Origin of the sequence: Peribacillus sp. FSL P2-0133 (assembly GCF_037975445.1) — a bacterium.
GTDB classification, from domain to species: domain Bacteria; phylum Bacillota; class Bacilli; order Bacillales; family DSM-1321; genus Peribacillus; species Peribacillus simplex_E.
In genome coordinates this window covers 5,146,666-5,163,633 of record NZ_CP150254.1, presented here as the reverse complement: position 1 = coordinate 5,163,633, position 16,968 = coordinate 5,146,666, and the positions used below count along the sequence as shown (strand labels likewise).

Annotated in this window: 12 protein-coding genes and 1 pseudogene; 4 read left to right on the top strand and 9 right to left on the bottom strand. The window is 43.3% G+C overall.

All coding sequences use genetic code 11. From position 1 onward, the window contains the following. Positions 1-460: 460 nt before the first annotated feature. The 3 genes and pseudogenes from MKY17_RS24845 to MKY17_RS24835 all read right to left on the bottom strand — a co-directional run bounded on the left by MKY17_RS24845 (position 461) and on the right by MKY17_RS24835 (position 2,683). The gene (locus MKY17_RS24845) at positions 461-1,060 is read right to left on the bottom strand and encodes a hypothetical protein (RefSeq protein WP_098369267.1); all 600 of its coding nucleotides are present in this window, start codon (positions 1,058-1,060) and stop codon (positions 461-463) included. Positions 1,061-1,189: 129 nt separating this feature from the next. After that, positions 1,190-1,681: pseudogene (locus tag MKY17_RS24840) on the bottom strand (spore coat protein). Positions 1,682-1,780: 99 nt separating this feature from the next. Further along, entirely contained in the window at positions 1,781-2,683 is a 903-nt protein-coding gene (locus MKY17_RS24835) for a LysR family transcriptional regulator (protein WP_098369268.1), read from the bottom strand. Between the two features lie 133 nt (positions 2,684-2,816). On the opposite strand from MKY17_RS24835, the gene gltB reads away from it, so the two are divergent. Together gltB and MKY17_RS24825 are read left to right on the top strand one after the other, a co-directional pair. Further along, complete coding sequence (gltB, locus tag MKY17_RS24830) at positions 2,817-7,367, top strand: glutamate synthase large subunit (protein ID WP_098369269.1); 4,551 nt, start codon at positions 2,817-2,819, stop codon at positions 7,365-7,367. Positions 7,368-7,383: 16 nt separating this feature from the next. After that, complete coding sequence (locus MKY17_RS24825; protein WP_098369270.1) at positions 7,384-8,865, top strand: glutamate synthase subunit beta; 1,482 nt, start codon at positions 7,384-7,386, stop codon at positions 8,863-8,865. A 448-nt stretch (positions 8,866-9,313) separates the two neighbouring features. Here MKY17_RS24825 and MKY17_RS24820 read toward each other — a convergent pair whose 3' ends face one another. From MKY17_RS24820 to MKY17_RS24795, 6 genes are all read right to left on the bottom strand, one after another. Continuing rightward, positions 9,314-10,654, bottom strand: a complete 1,341-nt coding sequence (locus tag MKY17_RS24820) for an MmgE/PrpD family protein (RefSeq protein WP_098369271.1) — start codon at positions 10,652-10,654, stop codon at positions 9,314-9,316. 5 nt (positions 10,655-10,659) lie between these two features. Further along, positions 10,660-11,427 (bottom strand): amino acid ABC transporter ATP-binding protein, encoded by a 768-nt coding sequence (locus MKY17_RS24815; protein ID WP_098369272.1) that lies wholly within the window; start codon positions 11,425-11,427, stop codon positions 10,660-10,662. Positions 11,428-11,431: 4 nt separating this feature from the next. Next, a complete protein-coding gene (locus MKY17_RS24810) occupies positions 11,432-12,103 on the bottom strand; it encodes an amino acid ABC transporter permease (protein WP_057279163.1) in 672 nt (223 codons plus the stop codon). A gap of 24 nt (positions 12,104-12,127) precedes the next feature. Further along, entirely contained in the window at positions 12,128-12,928 is an 801-nt protein-coding gene (locus tag MKY17_RS24805; protein WP_098369273.1) for an amino acid ABC transporter substrate-binding protein, read from the bottom strand. A 19-nt stretch (positions 12,929-12,947) separates the two neighbouring features. After that, on the bottom strand, positions 12,948-13,481 hold the full coding sequence (locus MKY17_RS24800; RefSeq protein ID WP_098369274.1) for a GNAT family N-acetyltransferase: 534 nt from the start codon (positions 13,479-13,481) through the stop codon (positions 12,948-12,950). An 81-nt stretch (positions 13,482-13,562) separates the two neighbouring features. Next, the gene (locus tag MKY17_RS24795; protein WP_098369275.1) at positions 13,563-14,891 is read right to left on the bottom strand and encodes an LLM class flavin-dependent oxidoreductase; all 1,329 of its coding nucleotides are present in this window, start codon (positions 14,889-14,891) and stop codon (positions 13,563-13,565) included. A gap of 443 nt (positions 14,892-15,334) precedes the next feature. On the opposite strand from MKY17_RS24795, the gene MKY17_RS24790 reads away from it, so the two are divergent. Together MKY17_RS24790 and MKY17_RS24785 are read left to right on the top strand one after the other, a co-directional pair. Then, positions 15,335-16,477 (top strand): amidohydrolase, encoded by a 1,143-nt coding sequence (locus MKY17_RS24790; protein ID WP_221413576.1) that lies wholly within the window; start codon positions 15,335-15,337, stop codon positions 16,475-16,477. Positions 16,478-16,502: 25 nt separating this feature from the next. Further along, the gene (locus tag MKY17_RS24785; RefSeq protein ID WP_179890955.1) at positions 16,503-16,931 is read left to right on the top strand and encodes a cytidine deaminase; all 429 of its coding nucleotides are present in this window, start codon (positions 16,503-16,505) and stop codon (positions 16,929-16,931) included. The last annotated feature ends 37 nt before the right edge of the window (positions 16,932-16,968 follow it).

The window sequence follows — 16,968 nt, the reverse complement described above, 5'->3', positions numbered from 1 at the left end:
TTTCCGGTTTTTTATTTTTAAAGATTACACCCAAATGCCTCTTCCTTCAACCCCCTTTTTATGGATGTCGAATTAATTGTGACAAACATTAAATGATCTTTTTTAACTAATGTATCAAAGATAAAGTAGCTGGTATTAATTTAGAAGTGAAAGACTTTAAATAATTCACTAAAAGAGATGAGAATAATAAGAGGTTGTCAATTTATGGGAGTCAGCCTCTTGGCGGACTCTCATTTGCTTTTGGATCGCCAAATCCACCACTTCGATCTTGAATTGCTCTTAAAGCATGAGTTTTTCTCTAGCTTGATACAGGATATATGTAATTCGTCGGGCGGCTATTGGGATTACTGTAAGGCTAGGGAGATGACTGTAAGGGGAGGTCTTGATGCGGTAAATAGGGCGGAATGAAAAAAACAATTAAGGGGCAAGTTCGATTTAACTTGCCCCATAATTTTTCAGCTCATTTAGTGAATTCACTTCTCAGAAGATAGACGACATCGTATTTCTTCAACTCGTCCATATGGCCATCACTATCATCATAAAAATCAGTGGAAAGTGAATATATGCCTTCATTTCCGCTTGAATAACAAATACTCGCCAATGCAAGCTTGTTGGTGCTGTTTATTTTGAGGTTCCCAGCACTGCCCCATACGCTGGACTCCATTTCATCAATGGTTTCAGGATAAGTAACTGTATCCGTACCATCGTCGTTTTGAATGCTGATGTTGAACATCGATTGATTTTGATCAGCAACCGTTTTGGAAGTCGTAAAGATGATTGTCCCATTATCTTTGATGGCAGTTGTCATGCGTCCCATTTGAGGTTCGACAAGTTTGCCAAATTCATATTTTTCGACCCAGACGGACATCTCCTCGTATGTATCATCAACATTGAAATCGATAAGAAAGGAATGTTCACTTGAATTCTCCAGGATGGCTTTTTCCCTTGCCGTCAACTCAGGAACTGAAAGGTTATTCCCGGATTTTGGCTCATTAGCCTTACAGGCGACTAACGAAAATGAGATCAGGGATAGGATGATGGATAAAAAGATCTTCTTCATGATTTTCACCTCTTGAATACTATTTGCCTAATTAAAACCAATTCTTATATATTATAACATTATAATAAAAAACGGAATCGGAACGCGGCAAAAAGGCAAGCAATCGATATGCTTGCCTTTTTGTTGCATTTAGAATGGTTGTGAAAGAGCTTTATTGGCATCATCGACGTCATTTTGAAGCAATTGGTTCAAGTCGTATGCAGGATAGAGGTTTCGTTCATAAAGGTAGTGGAATATCTTGGCATGGGTATCGATGGCTCCATATAAATGTTTCTTAAATACTTTTCGAAGGGAAGGGGTGGCTGTTTCAGTAATGGCACCTGCATAATTTTTGATGGATGATTTGGCAAAGCCAAGCAATTCCCCGGCAGCAACGGCCGATGCGTCATCCCTTGTTACATCGTCATCCTTGCCCGTCTTAGGCGTCAATGGGTAAAGCAGCAACTCCATGATGTTTTGGGTAAGGGAATCGATCGTTTGCCTATATATCGTTTTTTAAATGGGGTCTTTTATTTTCGGATAAGCTTTTTTGAACTTCATAAGAGCATTGGACTGGGCGGCGACCAATTCATGAAGCTCGAGTGTTTCATGCCAAGCAAGATGTGAATGGGTGGGTTTCATGTATATTCCTCCTGAACGAATAATTGATACGTTATTCGAACAGTGGGCTATAGATAAGTTGCCCCATCTACCTTCACAGTTTAGAAGGATCGTCATGTTTTATTGATATTGCTCGAGAACAGAGAAGAACTTCTTGGCAAATTGGTAAAAAAGTTTTTCTGATGGTGCCAAGTCCCTGTTTTTGGGAGTGATGATGCCGACAGTCCGTTTGACTTCGGGTGTATCGATCGGGATTTTGACAGTCAGTCTTGGAATGACTTCATAAAAGGTACTGTCAGGGAGCAGACTGACTCCGATTCCGGCAGATACGAGCCCTTTTATGGAATCCATGTCTTCACCTTCCGAGGCGATGTTCGGTGCGAAACCGGCCGCTTTGCATGCTTCGAGAGCGATAGTATGAAAGATGTATCCTTTTGGAAACAAGACGAAGGGATCATTTCGCAAGTCACTTAGACGCAGACTTTTCCTTTCGGCCAATGGGTGCGTTATCGGCAGTAAAGCGGAAATATTTTCCGTGAACAGGATATGACCTTCGATATCTGGATCGTTTGTCGGGATAGGTCCAAGGAAGGCTAATCCGATTTCGCGATTTTTGACAGCTTCCTTTAAAGAGGAATAAGATCCCTGTCTTAAATGGAAGCCGATATTCGGCTGCTCATCTTTAAAAGCGGATATGACGGTAGGGAGTAAATGGGTGGAAAGGCTTGTCGGGAACCCGATTTTAATGCTTCCGTGTTCAGGGTCCAAAAACTCATCAATTTGATATTTGGCATATTCTATCGCCTGTATCGCCGTTTTTGCATGAATCAAGAAAATTTTACCAATTGGAGTTAGCTGGATATTACGGCCGATTTTCTCGAACAACAGAACGCCAAGCTCATCTTCCAGTCTGGAGATTTGCCGGCTGATTGCTGATTGTGCAATATGCAGGTGCTCTGCGGCCTCAGAGACGTGTTCCCTCTCGGCGACTTCAACAAAATAACGTAATTGTCGTAGTTCCATTTATTCATCCTCCTGGCATTCATCTCAAAGTGAGATAGATTCTACTAGAATTATATATTGTTTATATCGATTTGAAAACCTAGAATAAATGTAAGTGACATAACGGTGTAAGAATACGATGGGGGCGATTAATATGACATACAATCAAATACCAAAAGCACAAGGGCTCTACCATCCTGAATTTGAACATGATGCATGTGGGATCGGTTTATATGCTCATTTAAAAGGGCTTGCTACACATGACATCGTCAAACAAGGACTGAATATGCTGTGCCAATTAGATCATCGCGGCGGACAAGGCAGCGATCCCCTTACAGGAGATGGCGCAGGATTAATGGTGCAGATTCCTGATGAATATTTCAGGCTGGCATGCCCGGAAATGAACTTGCCGGCAAAAGGACGCTATGGTGTAGGCATGCTCTTTTTCTCTAACAATGATGATGAACGGAATGAAATCGAAACTCGTTTGAATGCATTTATCGAACAGGAGGGCCAAACGCTATTAGGTTGGAGAACGGTTCCGGTTGATGCAACGAAAATCGGGGAGGTCGGCAAGGAGACATGTCCGACGATCCGCCAAGTATTCATCGGGGCAAGCGTTGGGATGACAGATGATTTAGCTTTTGAGCGTAAATTGTTCATTATCAGAAAACAAGCTGAAAACTGGGCTCGTGAACGCGGCAATCGTTTTTATTTTGCCAGCCTTTCAAGTGCTACGATCGTATACAAAGGATTATTGACGCCAGAGCAGGTGGATGCTTTTTATCTTGACCTTCAACAAGAGTCTTTCGTTTCGGCTTTCGCTTTAGTGCATTCCCGCTTCAGCACGAATACTTTTCCTAGTTGGGAACGGGCACATCCAAACCGTTATCTGATCCATAATGGCGAAATCAATACGCTTAGAGGTAATGTGAATTGGATGAAAGCGCGTGAGCAGCAGTTTGTATCGGAAGCATTCGGGGATGACCTGCAAAAGGTCCTGCCTATTCTGGATATAGACGGCAGTGATTCCTCGATTCTTGATAATGCACTTGAATTCTTCGTGCTTGCCGGCCGTAAACCGGCACATGCGGCGATGATGCTCATTCCTGAACCGTGGACGGAGAATCCGCATATGACGAAGGAAAAGAAGGCATTTTACGAATATCATAGCATGCTCATGGAGCCATGGGATGGTCCGACGGCCATATCCTTTACGAATGGCAAGCAAATCGGTGCCATCCTTGATCGAAATGGTTTAAGGCCGGCAAGGTATTATGTGACAAAAGATGATTACATCATTTTCTCATCCGAAGTCGGCGTGATCGATGTGGAGCCGGAGAATGTATTATATAAAGATCGTTTAAGCCCAGGCAGAATGCTTTTAATAGATTTAGAGGAAGGCCGTATTGTTTCCGATGAAGAGATCAAGTCGGAAATGGCTCAGGAAAATCCATACCAGCAATGGCTGGACGAACAGCTTGTTCAATTGCGTGACGAAGAACCTGTGCTCGAAGGGGAGCTGTTGAGTGATTTGTTATTCAGGCAAAAAGCGTTCGGATACACGTATGAAGATGTCCAAAAATATCTACTGCCGGTCATTATCGAAGGCAAAGATCCACTTGGCAGCATGGGGAATGACATTCCATTAGCGGTCTTATCAGATCGCCCGCAATCGCTATTCAACTATTTCAAGCAATCCTTTGCACAGGTAACCAACCCGCCAATCGATTCGCTTCGTGAACAGATCGTCACGTCAACGATGACATTTCTGGGTGCGGAAGGAGATTTGCTAAATCCGGATGAAACGAACAGCCGCCGCATTCAATTGGATTCACCTGTTTTGACGCCAGGTCAAATGCAGCAGTTGAAAGAAAATGCCTATCCTGAATTCAGGAGCAAAGTCATTCACACTTTATTTTCAGAAGATTTAGAGAGCGAACTCGATCGCATCTGCAGTGAAGCGGAACAAGCGATCGCTGATGGTGTCAGCCTTTTGATATTATCTGACAAGGATATGAGCAAAGAAAAAGCTGCGATTCCTTCCCTGCTGGCTGCGAGTGCCCTTCATCAAGAGCTGATCCGTCATGGGAACCGTACGAAAGTGAGCATTATCGTTGAATCGGGGGAAGCAAGGGAAGTCCATCATTATGCGTCCCTGATCGGGTATGGAGTGGATGCGATTTACCCGTACCTTGCTTATGAAACATATAAGCAGGCGGTATTGGAAGGCAGTTTGTCCATCAGCTACGAAGAAACAGTAAGGAAATATGTACGCTCGTTGACAGAAGGTATTGTAAAAGTGATGTCGAAAATGGGGATTTCAACGATTCAAAGTTATCGCGGCGCACAAATTTTCGAAGCGGTCGGAATCGGTGCTGAAGTGATCGAACGCTATTTCAGCGGTACGGCATCGCAGCTTAGCGGGATCGATTTGGAAACGATCGCAGATGAAGCGTTGATTCGCCATAGGAAAGCTGCAGTCGATTCACTTGACCAAACTCTTGAAAGCGGAAGTGATTTTCAATGGAGAAAAACAGGGGAACATCATGCTTTCAATCCTAAAACGATCCATACACTGCAATGGGCCTGCCGGAAAGGCGACTATAATTTATTTAAGCAATATTCAAACTTGGCGAATGAAGAGAGACTCGGGTTTTTAAGGAATTTATTCTCGTTCGATCAAAAACGCCAAAGCATTTCCATAGATGAAGTGGAATCCGTGGAATCCATCGTCAGCCGATTCAAAACGGGCGCGATGTCATTCGGTTCATTGAGTCAGGAAGCACATGAAACATTAGCGATTGCGATGAACCGTTTAGGCGGAAAAAGCAATAGCGGTGAAGGCGGGGAGCACCCTAGCCGTTACCAACTGGATGAAAACGGCGATGACCGCCGCAGCGGAATTAAACAAATTGCATCCGGTCGTTTTGGAGTGAAAAGCCACTACCTTGTTAATGCCGATGAACTTCAAATCAAAATGGCGCAAGGTGCAAAGCCGGGTGAAGGAGGCCAGCTGCCAGGGAACAAAGTATATCCTTGGGTCGCAGAGGTCCGTGGTTCCACACCAGGTGTTGGCCTGATTTCACCGCCTCCGCATCATGATATCTATTCGATTGAAGATCTGGCACAGCTGATCCATGATTTGAAAAATGCGAACCGTGATGCCAGGATCAGCGTCAAGCTTGTGTCAAAAGCAGGCGTAGGCACGATTGCAGCCGGTGTCGCCAAAGGTGCCGCGGATGTCATCGTTATCAGCGGGTATGATGGCGGTACGGGGGCATCACCAAAAACGAGTATCAAACATACAGGTCTTCCTTGGGAGCTGGGCCTTGCCGAAGCACACCAAACATTGATGCTGAATGGCCTGCGCAGCCGTGTAGTCCTTGAAACGGATGGAAAGCTAATGACGGGACGCGATGTGGTCATGGCAGCTATCCTTGGAGCGGAAGAATTCGGCTTTGCTACAGCACCGCTAGTGGTTCTTGGCTGTGTCATGATGCGTGCTTGCCATTTGGATACATGTCCAGTCGGGGTAGCTACTCAAAACCCTGAGCTTCGCAGCAAATTCACAGGAGATCCGGATCATGTCGTGAATTTCATGCGCTTCATCGCTGAGGAAGTGCGGGAAACGATGGCTGAGCTTGGATTTAGAACACTGGAAGAAATGGTCGGCCGCACTGATGTTTTACAAGTGAGCGAGCGGGCACAAAACCATTGGAAAGCGAAGCATCTGGACTTGACGACACTTCTTTTCCAACCGGAGGGGATACGCACGTATCAACTTCCTCAAAATCATAAAATTGATGAATCCCTGGATATCCGTGAGATTTTACCGGTTGTGGAGCCTGCCTTGAATGATCAAACCCAGGTGGATGTCAGCTTCCCGATTACAAACGTGAATCGTGTGGTCGGAACGATTGTCGGCAGTGAAGTATCCAAACGCTATGGGGAAGAAGGGTTGCCTGAAGATACGATCACACTTCGTTTTACGGGATCGGCGGGCCAGAGCTTCGGTGCGTTCATTCCTAAAGGGATGTCGATGTATTTGACAGGTGATGTCAATGACTATGTTGGGAAAGGCTTATCTGGCGGAAAGATCATTGTCACGGCACCTGCTGGCAATCAGATTGAGGCTGGGGACAATGTAATTGCCGGAAATATCGCCTTATATGGCGGAACAAGCGGCGAGGCCTACATTAATGGCCGTGCGGGAGAACGATTTGCAGTACGGAACAGTGGAGTCAACGTCGTCGTTGAAGGAATTGGAGACCATGGCTGTGAGTATATGACAGGCGGACGCGTGGTCATTCTGGGCGACGTCGGCAAAAACTTTGCGGCAGGCATGTCAGGCGGCATCGCTTATGTACTTGCTGATGATGCAAAAAAATTCAAGGCATTATGCAATGGTGAAATGATAGAATTCGAGACGCTTGATGATATGGATGATGCAAACGAGGTAAAAGAAATGCTTTACAACCACGTTCATTATACAGAAAGTGCCAAAGCATCGTATGTTCTGGAGAACTGGGCGGATTTCGCTAAGAAATTCGTAAAAGTCATTCCGAAAGATTACAAACGGATGATCGAAAGCATCAATGAGCAGAAGCGTGCAGGGCTAACGGATGAAGAAGCGATCATGAGTGCATTTCAAGCAAATGCCGTTCAAGATAAAAAAATCACTAAACAAGCTGTGATGCAGTAAGGAAGGGGAGAGAAAGATGGGAAAAGCAACAGGATTTATGGATTACCCGCGAGAAAAACCAAAAGACCGGAATCCTCTCACTCGTTTAAGCGATTGGAGAGAATATACAGCTCCTTTCTCTGATGAAAAGTTAAGTACACAGGGAGCGCGGTGTATGGACTGCGCCACCCCTTTCTGCCATATGGGCATGGAATTGAACCGGGTCACAACAGGCTGCCCGATTCATAATCTGATCCCGGAGTGGAATGATTTGGTGTACCGCGGCAGATGGAAAGAAGCATTGGAACGTTTATCGAAAACGAATAATTTCCCTGAATTCACCGGGCGCGTCTGCCCGGCCCCTTGTGAAGGGTCTTGTACGGTAGCGATAAGCGATCCTGCCGTTACCATCAAGAACATTGAACGGAGCATCATCGACAAAGGATTTGAAAATGGCTGGATCACGCCTCGCATCCCTGAAAGCAGGACCGGCAAGAAAATTGCCATCATCGGTTCAGGCCCGGCAGGATTGGCGAGTGCCGACCAGTTGAATCAAGCAGGTCATTCGGTCACGGTTTATGAACGCTCAGACCGTGCAGGCGGGCTGTTGACATACGGCATCCCGAACATGAAACTTGAAAAAGATGTCGTTGCACGCCGAATTAAATTATTGACCCAGGAAGGCATCGATTTCATTACCAATACAGAAGTAGGCAAAGATATAACTGCCGAAGAACTGCAAGATCAATATGACGCAGTCATCCTTTGCACAGGTGCCCAAAAGCAGCGTGACCTGGTAATTGAAGGACGCGAGGCATCAGGCATTCACCTTGCAATGGATTACTTGACGACTTCGACTAAAAGCCTGTTGGACTCCAATTTTGAAGACGGCAAGTTTATAGACACTAAGGGGAAGGACGTCATCGTCATCGGCGGCGGGGATACAGGAGCTGACTGTGTAGCAACTGCCCTTCGCCAGGAATGTAAGAGCGTCGTACAATTCGGGAAGCATCCAATCCTTCCGACGGCCCGTACATCTGATAATATGTGGCCAGCCTACCCGAATGTATTTTCCCTTGATTATGCGTATGAAGAAGCGGAAGCGAAATTCGGTGCAGATCCGCGTCAATATTCAATCCAAACAAAAAAAATCGTAGCCGATGAAAATGGCAACGTTAAAGAACTGCACACAATCTCAATGGAAAAAATCAAAGGTGAAGACGGAATGTACATTTTCAGGGAAGTTCCAGGAACTGAAAAAGTATGGCCTGCACAATTCGTTTTCATCGCAATCGGTTTTGAAGGAACCGAAATGCCGCTATTAACTCAATTTGGCGTAGAAACAGTAAATCAAAAAATTGATGCCGTCCATGGCGAATACAAAACGAATGTCGAAGGGGTTTTCGCTGCCGGAGATGCAAGGAGAGGGCAAAGCCTCATCGTTTGGGCAATCAATGAAGGCCGTGAAGTAGCGCGAGAAGTGGACCGCTACTTGATGGGCGCAACGGTATTGCCTTAATAGAAAAAAAAGAAGTGCCATATGGTGCTTCTTTTTTTATGGTGGGAAATATGGAATTCACGAGTAAATGGTCAAAACTCACGAGTAAAACACCGAAACTCACGAGTAAATGGTCAAAACTCACGAGTAAAACGCCGAAACTCACGAGTAAATGCACAACTCACGAGTAAATGGTCGAAACTCACGAGTAAAGCGCCGAAACTCACGAGTAAAACGCCCCAACTCACGAGTAAAACGCCGAAATTAACAAGTAGGTGCACAACTCACGAGTAAAACGTCAAAACTCACGAGTAAATGGCCGAAACTCACAAGAAAGTGCACAACTTTCACGAGTAAAGCGCCGAAATTCACGAGTAAAACGCCAAAACCCACGTGTAAAAATACCGTATTGATGGTATACAAATTAGGCGAGCAGTATATAAATACTGTTCGCCTAATTTACTTTCAGTCAGCTTCTATAGTCAGCTTCTTGAAGAACGCCAAGTGATGTGTGATTCAGTGCATGGACAGCTGCTATTATTTTCTCTGTCTCTACTTCATCTCCTATGGCTTTATGCAATTTTTCTATTAGCTGGGGTTTTGTTAATGGGTTTCCAGGACTTCCTTTAGGTGTATCGATTCGTTTCGATAGTACATCCCCACTCGTTGTGGTCACGGTCACAATTGTAAATCGTCCCACTGGGAGTGCTGCTTTGGAAGGCTTGATCTTTGCATCCGTCTCCCTATTTACTTTTTGAAAAGATTTTCTCCATGAATGGGGAATAGGTTTCGATTCAAAAGAAGCAAAGGTCAGGGGTTTGCCTGTAAGCGCGAGCCATACAATATACTCAATCGAAAATCTTCCTTCTTCACCGGTGGAAGGGTTATGGTGAATCAAAGCGGAATCACCATTTGGAGGAAAGCAAACACTCACCGATTCAATATCTTCTTCCGACAAATCGTACGTCTTATGTAAAAAGACAGCTGCATCAGCGCCATGTGTCGCAGCAGAACAAAAAGGGTACTGTTTAAACCATAATCCTGGTGTTACGATCCGCCATGTCTTTCCCCAATCTTCCGTCAAATCGGGAACTCCATTTTCTGCATATACCTCAAAGAATCCATTCTTATCATTCAAAAAGTCGGGGTTGCTATGTAAACCCATCCGAATCCAATCTGCGGAATCCACAGCGTTTTTAGCAGCAATCCCTACATGGAGCGGCTTTACTACAGTGCCAAATTGGAGTCGTAAACCCGCCGATTGGGTAGCGGCAAGACTCATGGTTTCAGCTATTAAGCGTGGTGAGTATTCCCGTAAATACGCAACCGCACCAGCTGCAGCTATTACGCCAAGTGTAGCTGTATTATGCCAACCTTTTGTATAATGATATGGGTTCATTGCTTCTCCGAACCGAGCCATGATTTCCACACCAACCACATAGGCAGCTAAAAAACGTTTCCCGGTCATTTCAGGTTCTCCAACTGCTAACAAAGCAGACAAAATGACTGCGCTTGGATGACCTCGTACATCTGAATGTACATCATCATAATCTAGTAAATGAGCTTGAAAGCCATTGAAGAGTGCGGCCTGGGATCTTGTTGCATGTATGTGACTTCCAATCAAGTAACTTGTCCCATTTCCGCCTTCTTCCAAAATGATTTGCTTTAAAATCGTAATTTCCTTTTCGGATTTCGTTTGATAGGAAACAGCAAGATAATCAAGAAGTCCTTCGATTGCAGCCTGTAATACTACTTCATTTACCAACGGATTGGAATGATAAATCATTTCAGATAACCTTTCCGTGTTCATGCACTTCACTTCCTTTTTTGCCTGGCAGATCCGTCCTTTTCGTCTCCCATTTGCCGTAAAAAACGCTGAGTTCGCGGATTAAGAGAATGCTCAATCACTTGTTCTGGGGTGCCTTGTTCGATAATATGTCCGTCTGCCATGAATATGACGTGGTCAGCAACTTCCTTCGCAAATTGCATTTCGTGCGTCACGATCACCATTGTGGTATCCTCTTTCGCTAATTCCCGTATTACTTGTAAAACCTCATTAACCAATTCGGGATCTAGAGCGGAGGTAGGTTCATCGAATAAAATGGCATGTGGTTTTACAGCTAATGCTCTAGCGATACTGACACGTTGCTGTTGTCCGCCAGATAAGGTAGCGGGGTATTGTTTGGCTTGTTTTTCCAAGCCAACCCGTTTCAATAAATCCACGCCGATTTGAATGGCTTCCTCTTTTTTCACCTTTTTGCTGACAAGCAAAGCTTCAATCACGTTTTTTAAGGCCGTTTTATTTTTAAAAAGGTTATAGTGTTGAAATACCATCGCTGTTTGCTGTCTTAATTGGTACGCGTCTTTCTCTTTATATTTTTGGGTATCCAATTTTACATCCTTGATTTCGATGGTGCCGCTGTTGGGCTTTTCCAACAAGTTCAGACAGCGTAATAACGTTGATTTTCCAGAACCTGAAGGGCCAATAATGGCGACAACTTCCCCGGTTCTTATATCCAAGTCAATATCGTTCAATACTTGTTTATCATCAAAATATTTAGATAAGTTTCTTACTTTTATCATATGATCACCTTCTAAGTGGTTTGCTGAGCCAAATTTCCAGGTATTTTTGTATCCAAGAATAAAGAATAACCAATAGCCAGTAAATCAAGCCAACCACCAAATACGTCTCGAAAAAGCGCATGTTAGCGGATGCAATAATTTTTCCCTCTGCAAATAGTTCCGTAATTCCTAATGTAAAGGCAAGGGACGTTTCTTTAATCAAAGATATAAATGTATTCCCCGTTGCTGGCAATGCATTTAAAGCAGCTTGTGGTAATATGATTCGCGAGTAAATCTGCACTCTTTTCATGCCAGTTGCAAGGCCCGCTTCCATCTGCCCTTTGTCCACGGAATTCAATCCAGCTCGGAAAATTTCTGCTAAATAAGAGGATTCTTTCAAACTAAATCCAATGATTGCCGCCGTCATTGCTTCCATCGTTGACAACGACGGGAATAACTGTGGTAAACCGTAATAAATGATGAATAATTGTACCAATGTTGGCATTCCTCGGAATAAAGAGATATATAAGCCTGCCAATTGTGTGATTCCAAAAATATTGCTATTTCTTATTAAGGCTACTACAAGTCCGATAATAATGGCTAAAGCCATCGAAATGATGGCTAAAACCAGAGTGATTGGAATAAATTTTGCGATTTGCAGGGAAATTTCCAACATATATTGTAAATCAAAATTCATAATGCTTTAAAACCTCCGCTATGCTTATTCGCCGGAATTCTTGGTGATGTCTTCACCAAAATATTTATTGGACAGCTTCGCTAATGTACCATCTTCTTTAAGTTTTTTGATTTCTGTCGTGAATTCATCATTTAATTTTTTGCCTTTTTCTGTTTTGGTAAATGGATACCCTACATTTTCATAGGCCACTGGATCACCGACTAGCTTTAACGGAAGATCATTTTTCTTTATTTCTGCAACCAGGATTGGGCGGGAATTGATATATCCATCTACACGGTTGTTAATGGCATCTTGCATCGCGCCATCCCGGGTTTCATAGGTTCGTATTTTGATATCGCCATTTTTATCATACTTTTCTAGGTTTGTGACGTTATTAGACCCCAGCACACCGGAAACGGTTTTGCCTTTAAGATCAGCCAAACTTTTAATATCATCGTTTTTTGTGCTTGATACAATTTGTGCACCATAATAGCTATATGGCTCTGTAAAATTAAATTGCTCTTGGCGTTCTGGTGTTATAGCAACGGCATTCGCAACGGTGTCCAATTTACCTGATCCCAATTGCCCCATTATCCCACTGAAATCAGAAGTGACCCACTCTACCTTGTAACCTAAATTCTTGGCGATGAGTTCTGTAAGTTCTACGTCAAAACCTATTAATTTACCATCCTCTTGATAACCATTTGGATAGCTTTGGCCAGTGGACCCCACTTTAATTGTTTTTTGTTCGGAATCATTGGCAGCATTCTCTTGTTTTGAATTGCCACATGCCGCAAGTACTAATATGAAAAGTAAAGAGATTCCAAGGGAAAGAATTTTTTTCATCGTTATTTTCCTCCTATTATTAAATGGTTTGATTATGTTTTTCAGTCCAAGCTTGATATTGTCCCGGATGCAAGATTTTCCTTAAATATATTGTGAGATGACCTTTGCCTAAATCTTTTTGCCCGATCTCTTCAAATCCACTTTTTTCGTACATTTCCTTTAGCCATGGATGATTATCCGCGGTTCCGAGCGTAACCGCGGGGGCTCTCAATTGCTTCTTCAAAATTTCTTCTTCGAGCCATGACAGAACTTTTTTCCCTATGCCTTGACGCTTATATGCAGGGTTTGTAGCGAACCAGCCTATGTGTGGCAATACGAGCGGGCCAGGATTAGGGCCCCAAGGTAACCGAATCGAAACGGTCGAAATAAATGTCCCATTTTCCTCCAGAACATATACCTGATTTTCTGATATATGCTTAATCGCTTCCTCTCTCGTGGCGGTTGCCGCAGAGAAGTGAATATCCAACTCTCTTATACTCGCATAAGCATCCAATGTTAATTGGAGGAATTTATCCACATCTTCTACACGTACTTCACGAAATATTTGACTCATCTTGCGCCTCCTATACTCTATCTAGTTAATTCCTCTTCGGTTCGGTGATTCTGTCTATGAGATCAGCCAGGTGTAAGGTGTTTAAAGCTTATGGGAATATTGGTTGGCCGGTTTATCCAGGCCAAGGTTCCCTCGTAATGTGTTACTTTCATATTTAGTACGGAAAATTCCTTTCGATTGCAGTTCAGGGACAACAAGTTCTACAAAATCCGTTAAAGAATCAGGCAAGAGGGCTGGCATGATATTAAAGCCGTCAGCCGCATCTCCATTCACCCAATCTTCAATCTTATCCGCAATCTGCGTTGGTGTTCCAATTGCTATATGATGTCCACGTGATCCGGCAACCCACTGATATGTCTGACGTAACGTCAAATTTTCATTGATCGCCCGTTTAACGATCAAATCATATTTACTTTGGATGCCATCTACATGTTCTGGTAGCGAAATATCAGCAAACGGAGTATCCAAAGGGATGTTCGAAAAATCCACATTTCCAAAATACCTTCCCATAACAGCCAATCCTATTTCGGGAATGATCAGCTCCTGCAATGCCTCGTACTTTTCTTGGGCTTCCTTCTCGGTCTGTCCCACAATCGGGAACAAACCTGGCATGATGCTCAAGCTGCTTTTCTCCCGATTAAAAGCGGCCAATTGACCTTTTAACTCATGGTAAAATGAGATCGCGTCCTCCTTGTTCTCCTGGGCAGTAAAGACAATCTCTGCGTGCTTTGCTGCAAGCAATTGCCCAGCGCCAGAAGAGCCTGCTTGTACAATGACCGGATGCCCCTGAGGGGAGCGGGAAATATTTAATGGTCCTTTTACATTGAAAAACTCACCTTGATGATTGATTTCATGAAACTTGCTTTCATCAATGAATTGGCCTGTTTCTTTATCGATGACCAATGTATCGTCTTCCCATGAGTCCCACAATTTCTTGGTAACTTCAACAAATTCAGTCGCCCTTTTATAACGGAGACCATGTTCTAAATGTTCTGATTTATTGAAGTTTACTGCAGTAGAGGCAAGGGACGTTGTGACTACGTTCCAGCCAGCGCGGCCGGAGGTAATATGGTCTAAAGAAGCAAATTTCCTAGCCACATTAAAGGGTTCTTCGTAAGTGGTGGAGGCCGTTGAAACCAAACCAATATTGGAAGTCGCCGAGGCTAGATAAGATAACAAGGTCAATGGCTCGAATCGAGTCAGAATATTAGGATGCGAGTCCTTTGCAACTGACAAACTATCTGCCAAAAATAATAAATCAAATAAACCTTTTTCGGCAGTCTGGGCCAACCCTTTAAAATAATCGATGCTCATATTAGCTTTCGGATTGGCGTTAGGATGTCTCCAGGAAGCAACGTGATGTCCTGTTCCGGCCAAAAATACACCAAGCTTTACTGTTTTCTTTTTCATGCGTCAATTGCTCCTTTATGTCTTCACTTTTAAACGCAGGGGATTTATAATATAAATATCCTTACTGGTTTACTATGAATTAATGCTGAAATAAAACCCCTTCCAGTTTAGAAGAGGGTTCCTTCCGACTATATATATCCTTACTTGTTTTCTACTATAGAAATTGAATCCTTTTTTGGATTGATACGTTAATATAATATAGAAATTAAATCAAATGGTAGCATCTTATATAATAAATTGTCAATGTTAAATATTCGGAATATACACACTTATCATTTCCGGGAATTCATTGTTATGATGCTCAGGATGCGACCTAAATTAGAACTCGTTCTTTACACGTTTATCAAATAGCTTATTTGATAGCTGTTTCACTTGATATTCCTTGGCTATTAGCTTTCGTTCTTTACTATTCGGATTTTTAAGGAGATGGACAACCGTTGACCATAAGCAATGTAGAATTGGAAAATTATTTATTGGAATTCAGACGCGATCTTCATATGACACCTGAATTATCAAACCAAGAATTTGAAACGACTAAAAAAATTAAAGAAGCGCTTCAATCTCAAGATATTAAGATACTTGATTTCCCATTGAAAACTGGTGTCGTAGCTGAGATAAAAGGGAGTAAGCCGGGTCCTACGATAGCACTTCGCTCCGATATTGATGCTTTACCAATTTTAGAGCAATCTGAGGTGGATTTTCCTTCAAGGCACATCGGCGTGATGCATGCATGTGGTCATGATTTTCACACTTCCGTCATTTTGGGGACTGCTTTTTTATTAAAAAAAGAAGAAAGAGATCTTTCCGGAACGATTCGCTTGATTTTTCAACCTGCGGAGGAAACGGGACATGGAGCAAGTGCTTTAATGGAAACCGGTGTGCTGGAAGATGTGGATGTGATTTTTGGCCTTCATAATGATCCGACATTGCAAGTTGGGGAGTTAGGGACAAAACATGGCGCACTGACAGCGGGAGTCGATCGCTTTGAAGTGCATGTTAAAGCAACTGGCTCACACGCGGCCAAACCGGAAGAGGGAAATGATCCTATTATCATAACAGGACATATTATCTCAACGTTGCAAACCATCATCAGCCGCAATGTGGCACCAAAAGAGTCCGCGGTTTTGAGCATCACTCAAATTCATAGCGGTTCAACGTGGAATGTTATCCCGGATAGTGCATATTTGGAAGGAACCGTCCGCACCTTCAGTAAAACTCAACGAGAATTCATCCAGAAACGTATGAAACAAGTCCTGCACGGTATAGGTGAAACTTTCGATGCAAATGTTGAACTATCATGGCATCCTGGCCCGCCATCAGTTGATAATACGCCTGAATGGGCAGATTTGGCGCTTCAGGTTGGAGACTCAGCAGGTTACACGACAAAAACCTTGGAAGCTAGCTCAATAGGGGAAGACTTCGCTTTTTACCAAGAAAAAATACCAGGTGCTTTTGTAATGATAGGGTCGGGCGGTCCATATGACCTGCATCATCCTAAGTTTATAGTAGATGAAACGGCACTTTTTCCAGCTGCTTCTTATTTCCGCTTATTGGCTTTAGAAGCGTTAAAAAAAATCCCTGAATGAATATATTAGAAGAGAAGGAGGTCCAATCATCAAAACTTATCCATTGAACGAGTCGGATCGTGATTTAATAGAAGCTGCAAGTGCAAAAATTAGGGATCTTTACGAGGAAAATAGGCATCATGTTGGCGCTGCATTAAAAACGAGTTCAGGAAAAACCGTTGCTGCCGTACATATTGAAGCATATATTGGCCGGGTTACCGTATGTGCAGAAGCCATTGCGATCGGCAAGGCGATATCGGACGGGGAAAAGGGATTCGATACCATCGTGGCGGTTAAGCATCCCTATTCCGATGATGAAGACAGAGCTTTAAAAGTGGTTAGCCCGTGTGGGATGTGTCGGGAATTAATCTCAGATTATGCAAAAGAGTGCTTTGTCATACTGAATGTTAATGGGGAAACGGTAAAGACGAAAATCGGTGAACTGCTGCCGTATAAATACACGAGGGATTCATGATAAATGCAACGGAAAACAACACGCTTAGGAGAATTCA

What these genes read in the sequence shown, in the direction of transcription:
- MKY17_RS24845 (WP_098369267.1), bottom strand. Translation starts at nt 1,060, where the DNA reads ATGAAGAAGATCTTTTTATCCATCATCCTATCCCTGATCTCATTTTCG.
- MKY17_RS24835 (WP_098369268.1), bottom strand. Translation starts at nt 2,683, where the DNA reads ATGGAACTACGACAATTACGTTATTTTGTTGAAGTCGCCGAGAGGGAA.
- gltB (WP_098369269.1), top strand. Translation starts at nt 2,817, where the DNA reads ATGACATACAATCAAATACCAAAAGCACAAGGGCTCTACCATCCTGAA.
- MKY17_RS24825 (WP_098369270.1), top strand. Translation starts at nt 7,384, where the DNA reads ATGGGAAAAGCAACAGGATTTATGGATTACCCGCGAGAAAAACCAAAA.
- MKY17_RS24820 (WP_098369271.1), bottom strand. Translation starts at nt 10,654, where the DNA reads ATGAACACGGAAAGGTTATCTGAAATGATTTATCATTCCAATCCGTTG.
- MKY17_RS24815 (WP_098369272.1), bottom strand. Translation starts at nt 11,427, where the DNA reads ATGATAAAAGTAAGAAACTTATCTAAATATTTTGATGATAAACAAGTA.
- MKY17_RS24810 (WP_057279163.1), bottom strand. Translation starts at nt 12,103, where the DNA reads ATGAATTTTGATTTACAATATATGTTGGAAATTTCCCTGCAAATCGCA.
- MKY17_RS24805 (WP_098369273.1), bottom strand. Translation starts at nt 12,928, where the DNA reads ATGAAAAAAATTCTTTCCCTTGGAATCTCTTTACTTTTCATATTAGTA.
- MKY17_RS24800 (WP_098369274.1), bottom strand. Translation starts at nt 13,481, where the DNA reads ATGAGTCAAATATTTCGTGAAGTACGTGTAGAAGATGTGGATAAATTC.
- MKY17_RS24795 (WP_098369275.1), bottom strand. Translation starts at nt 14,891, where the DNA reads ATGAAAAAGAAAACAGTAAAGCTTGGTGTATTTTTGGCCGGAACAGGA.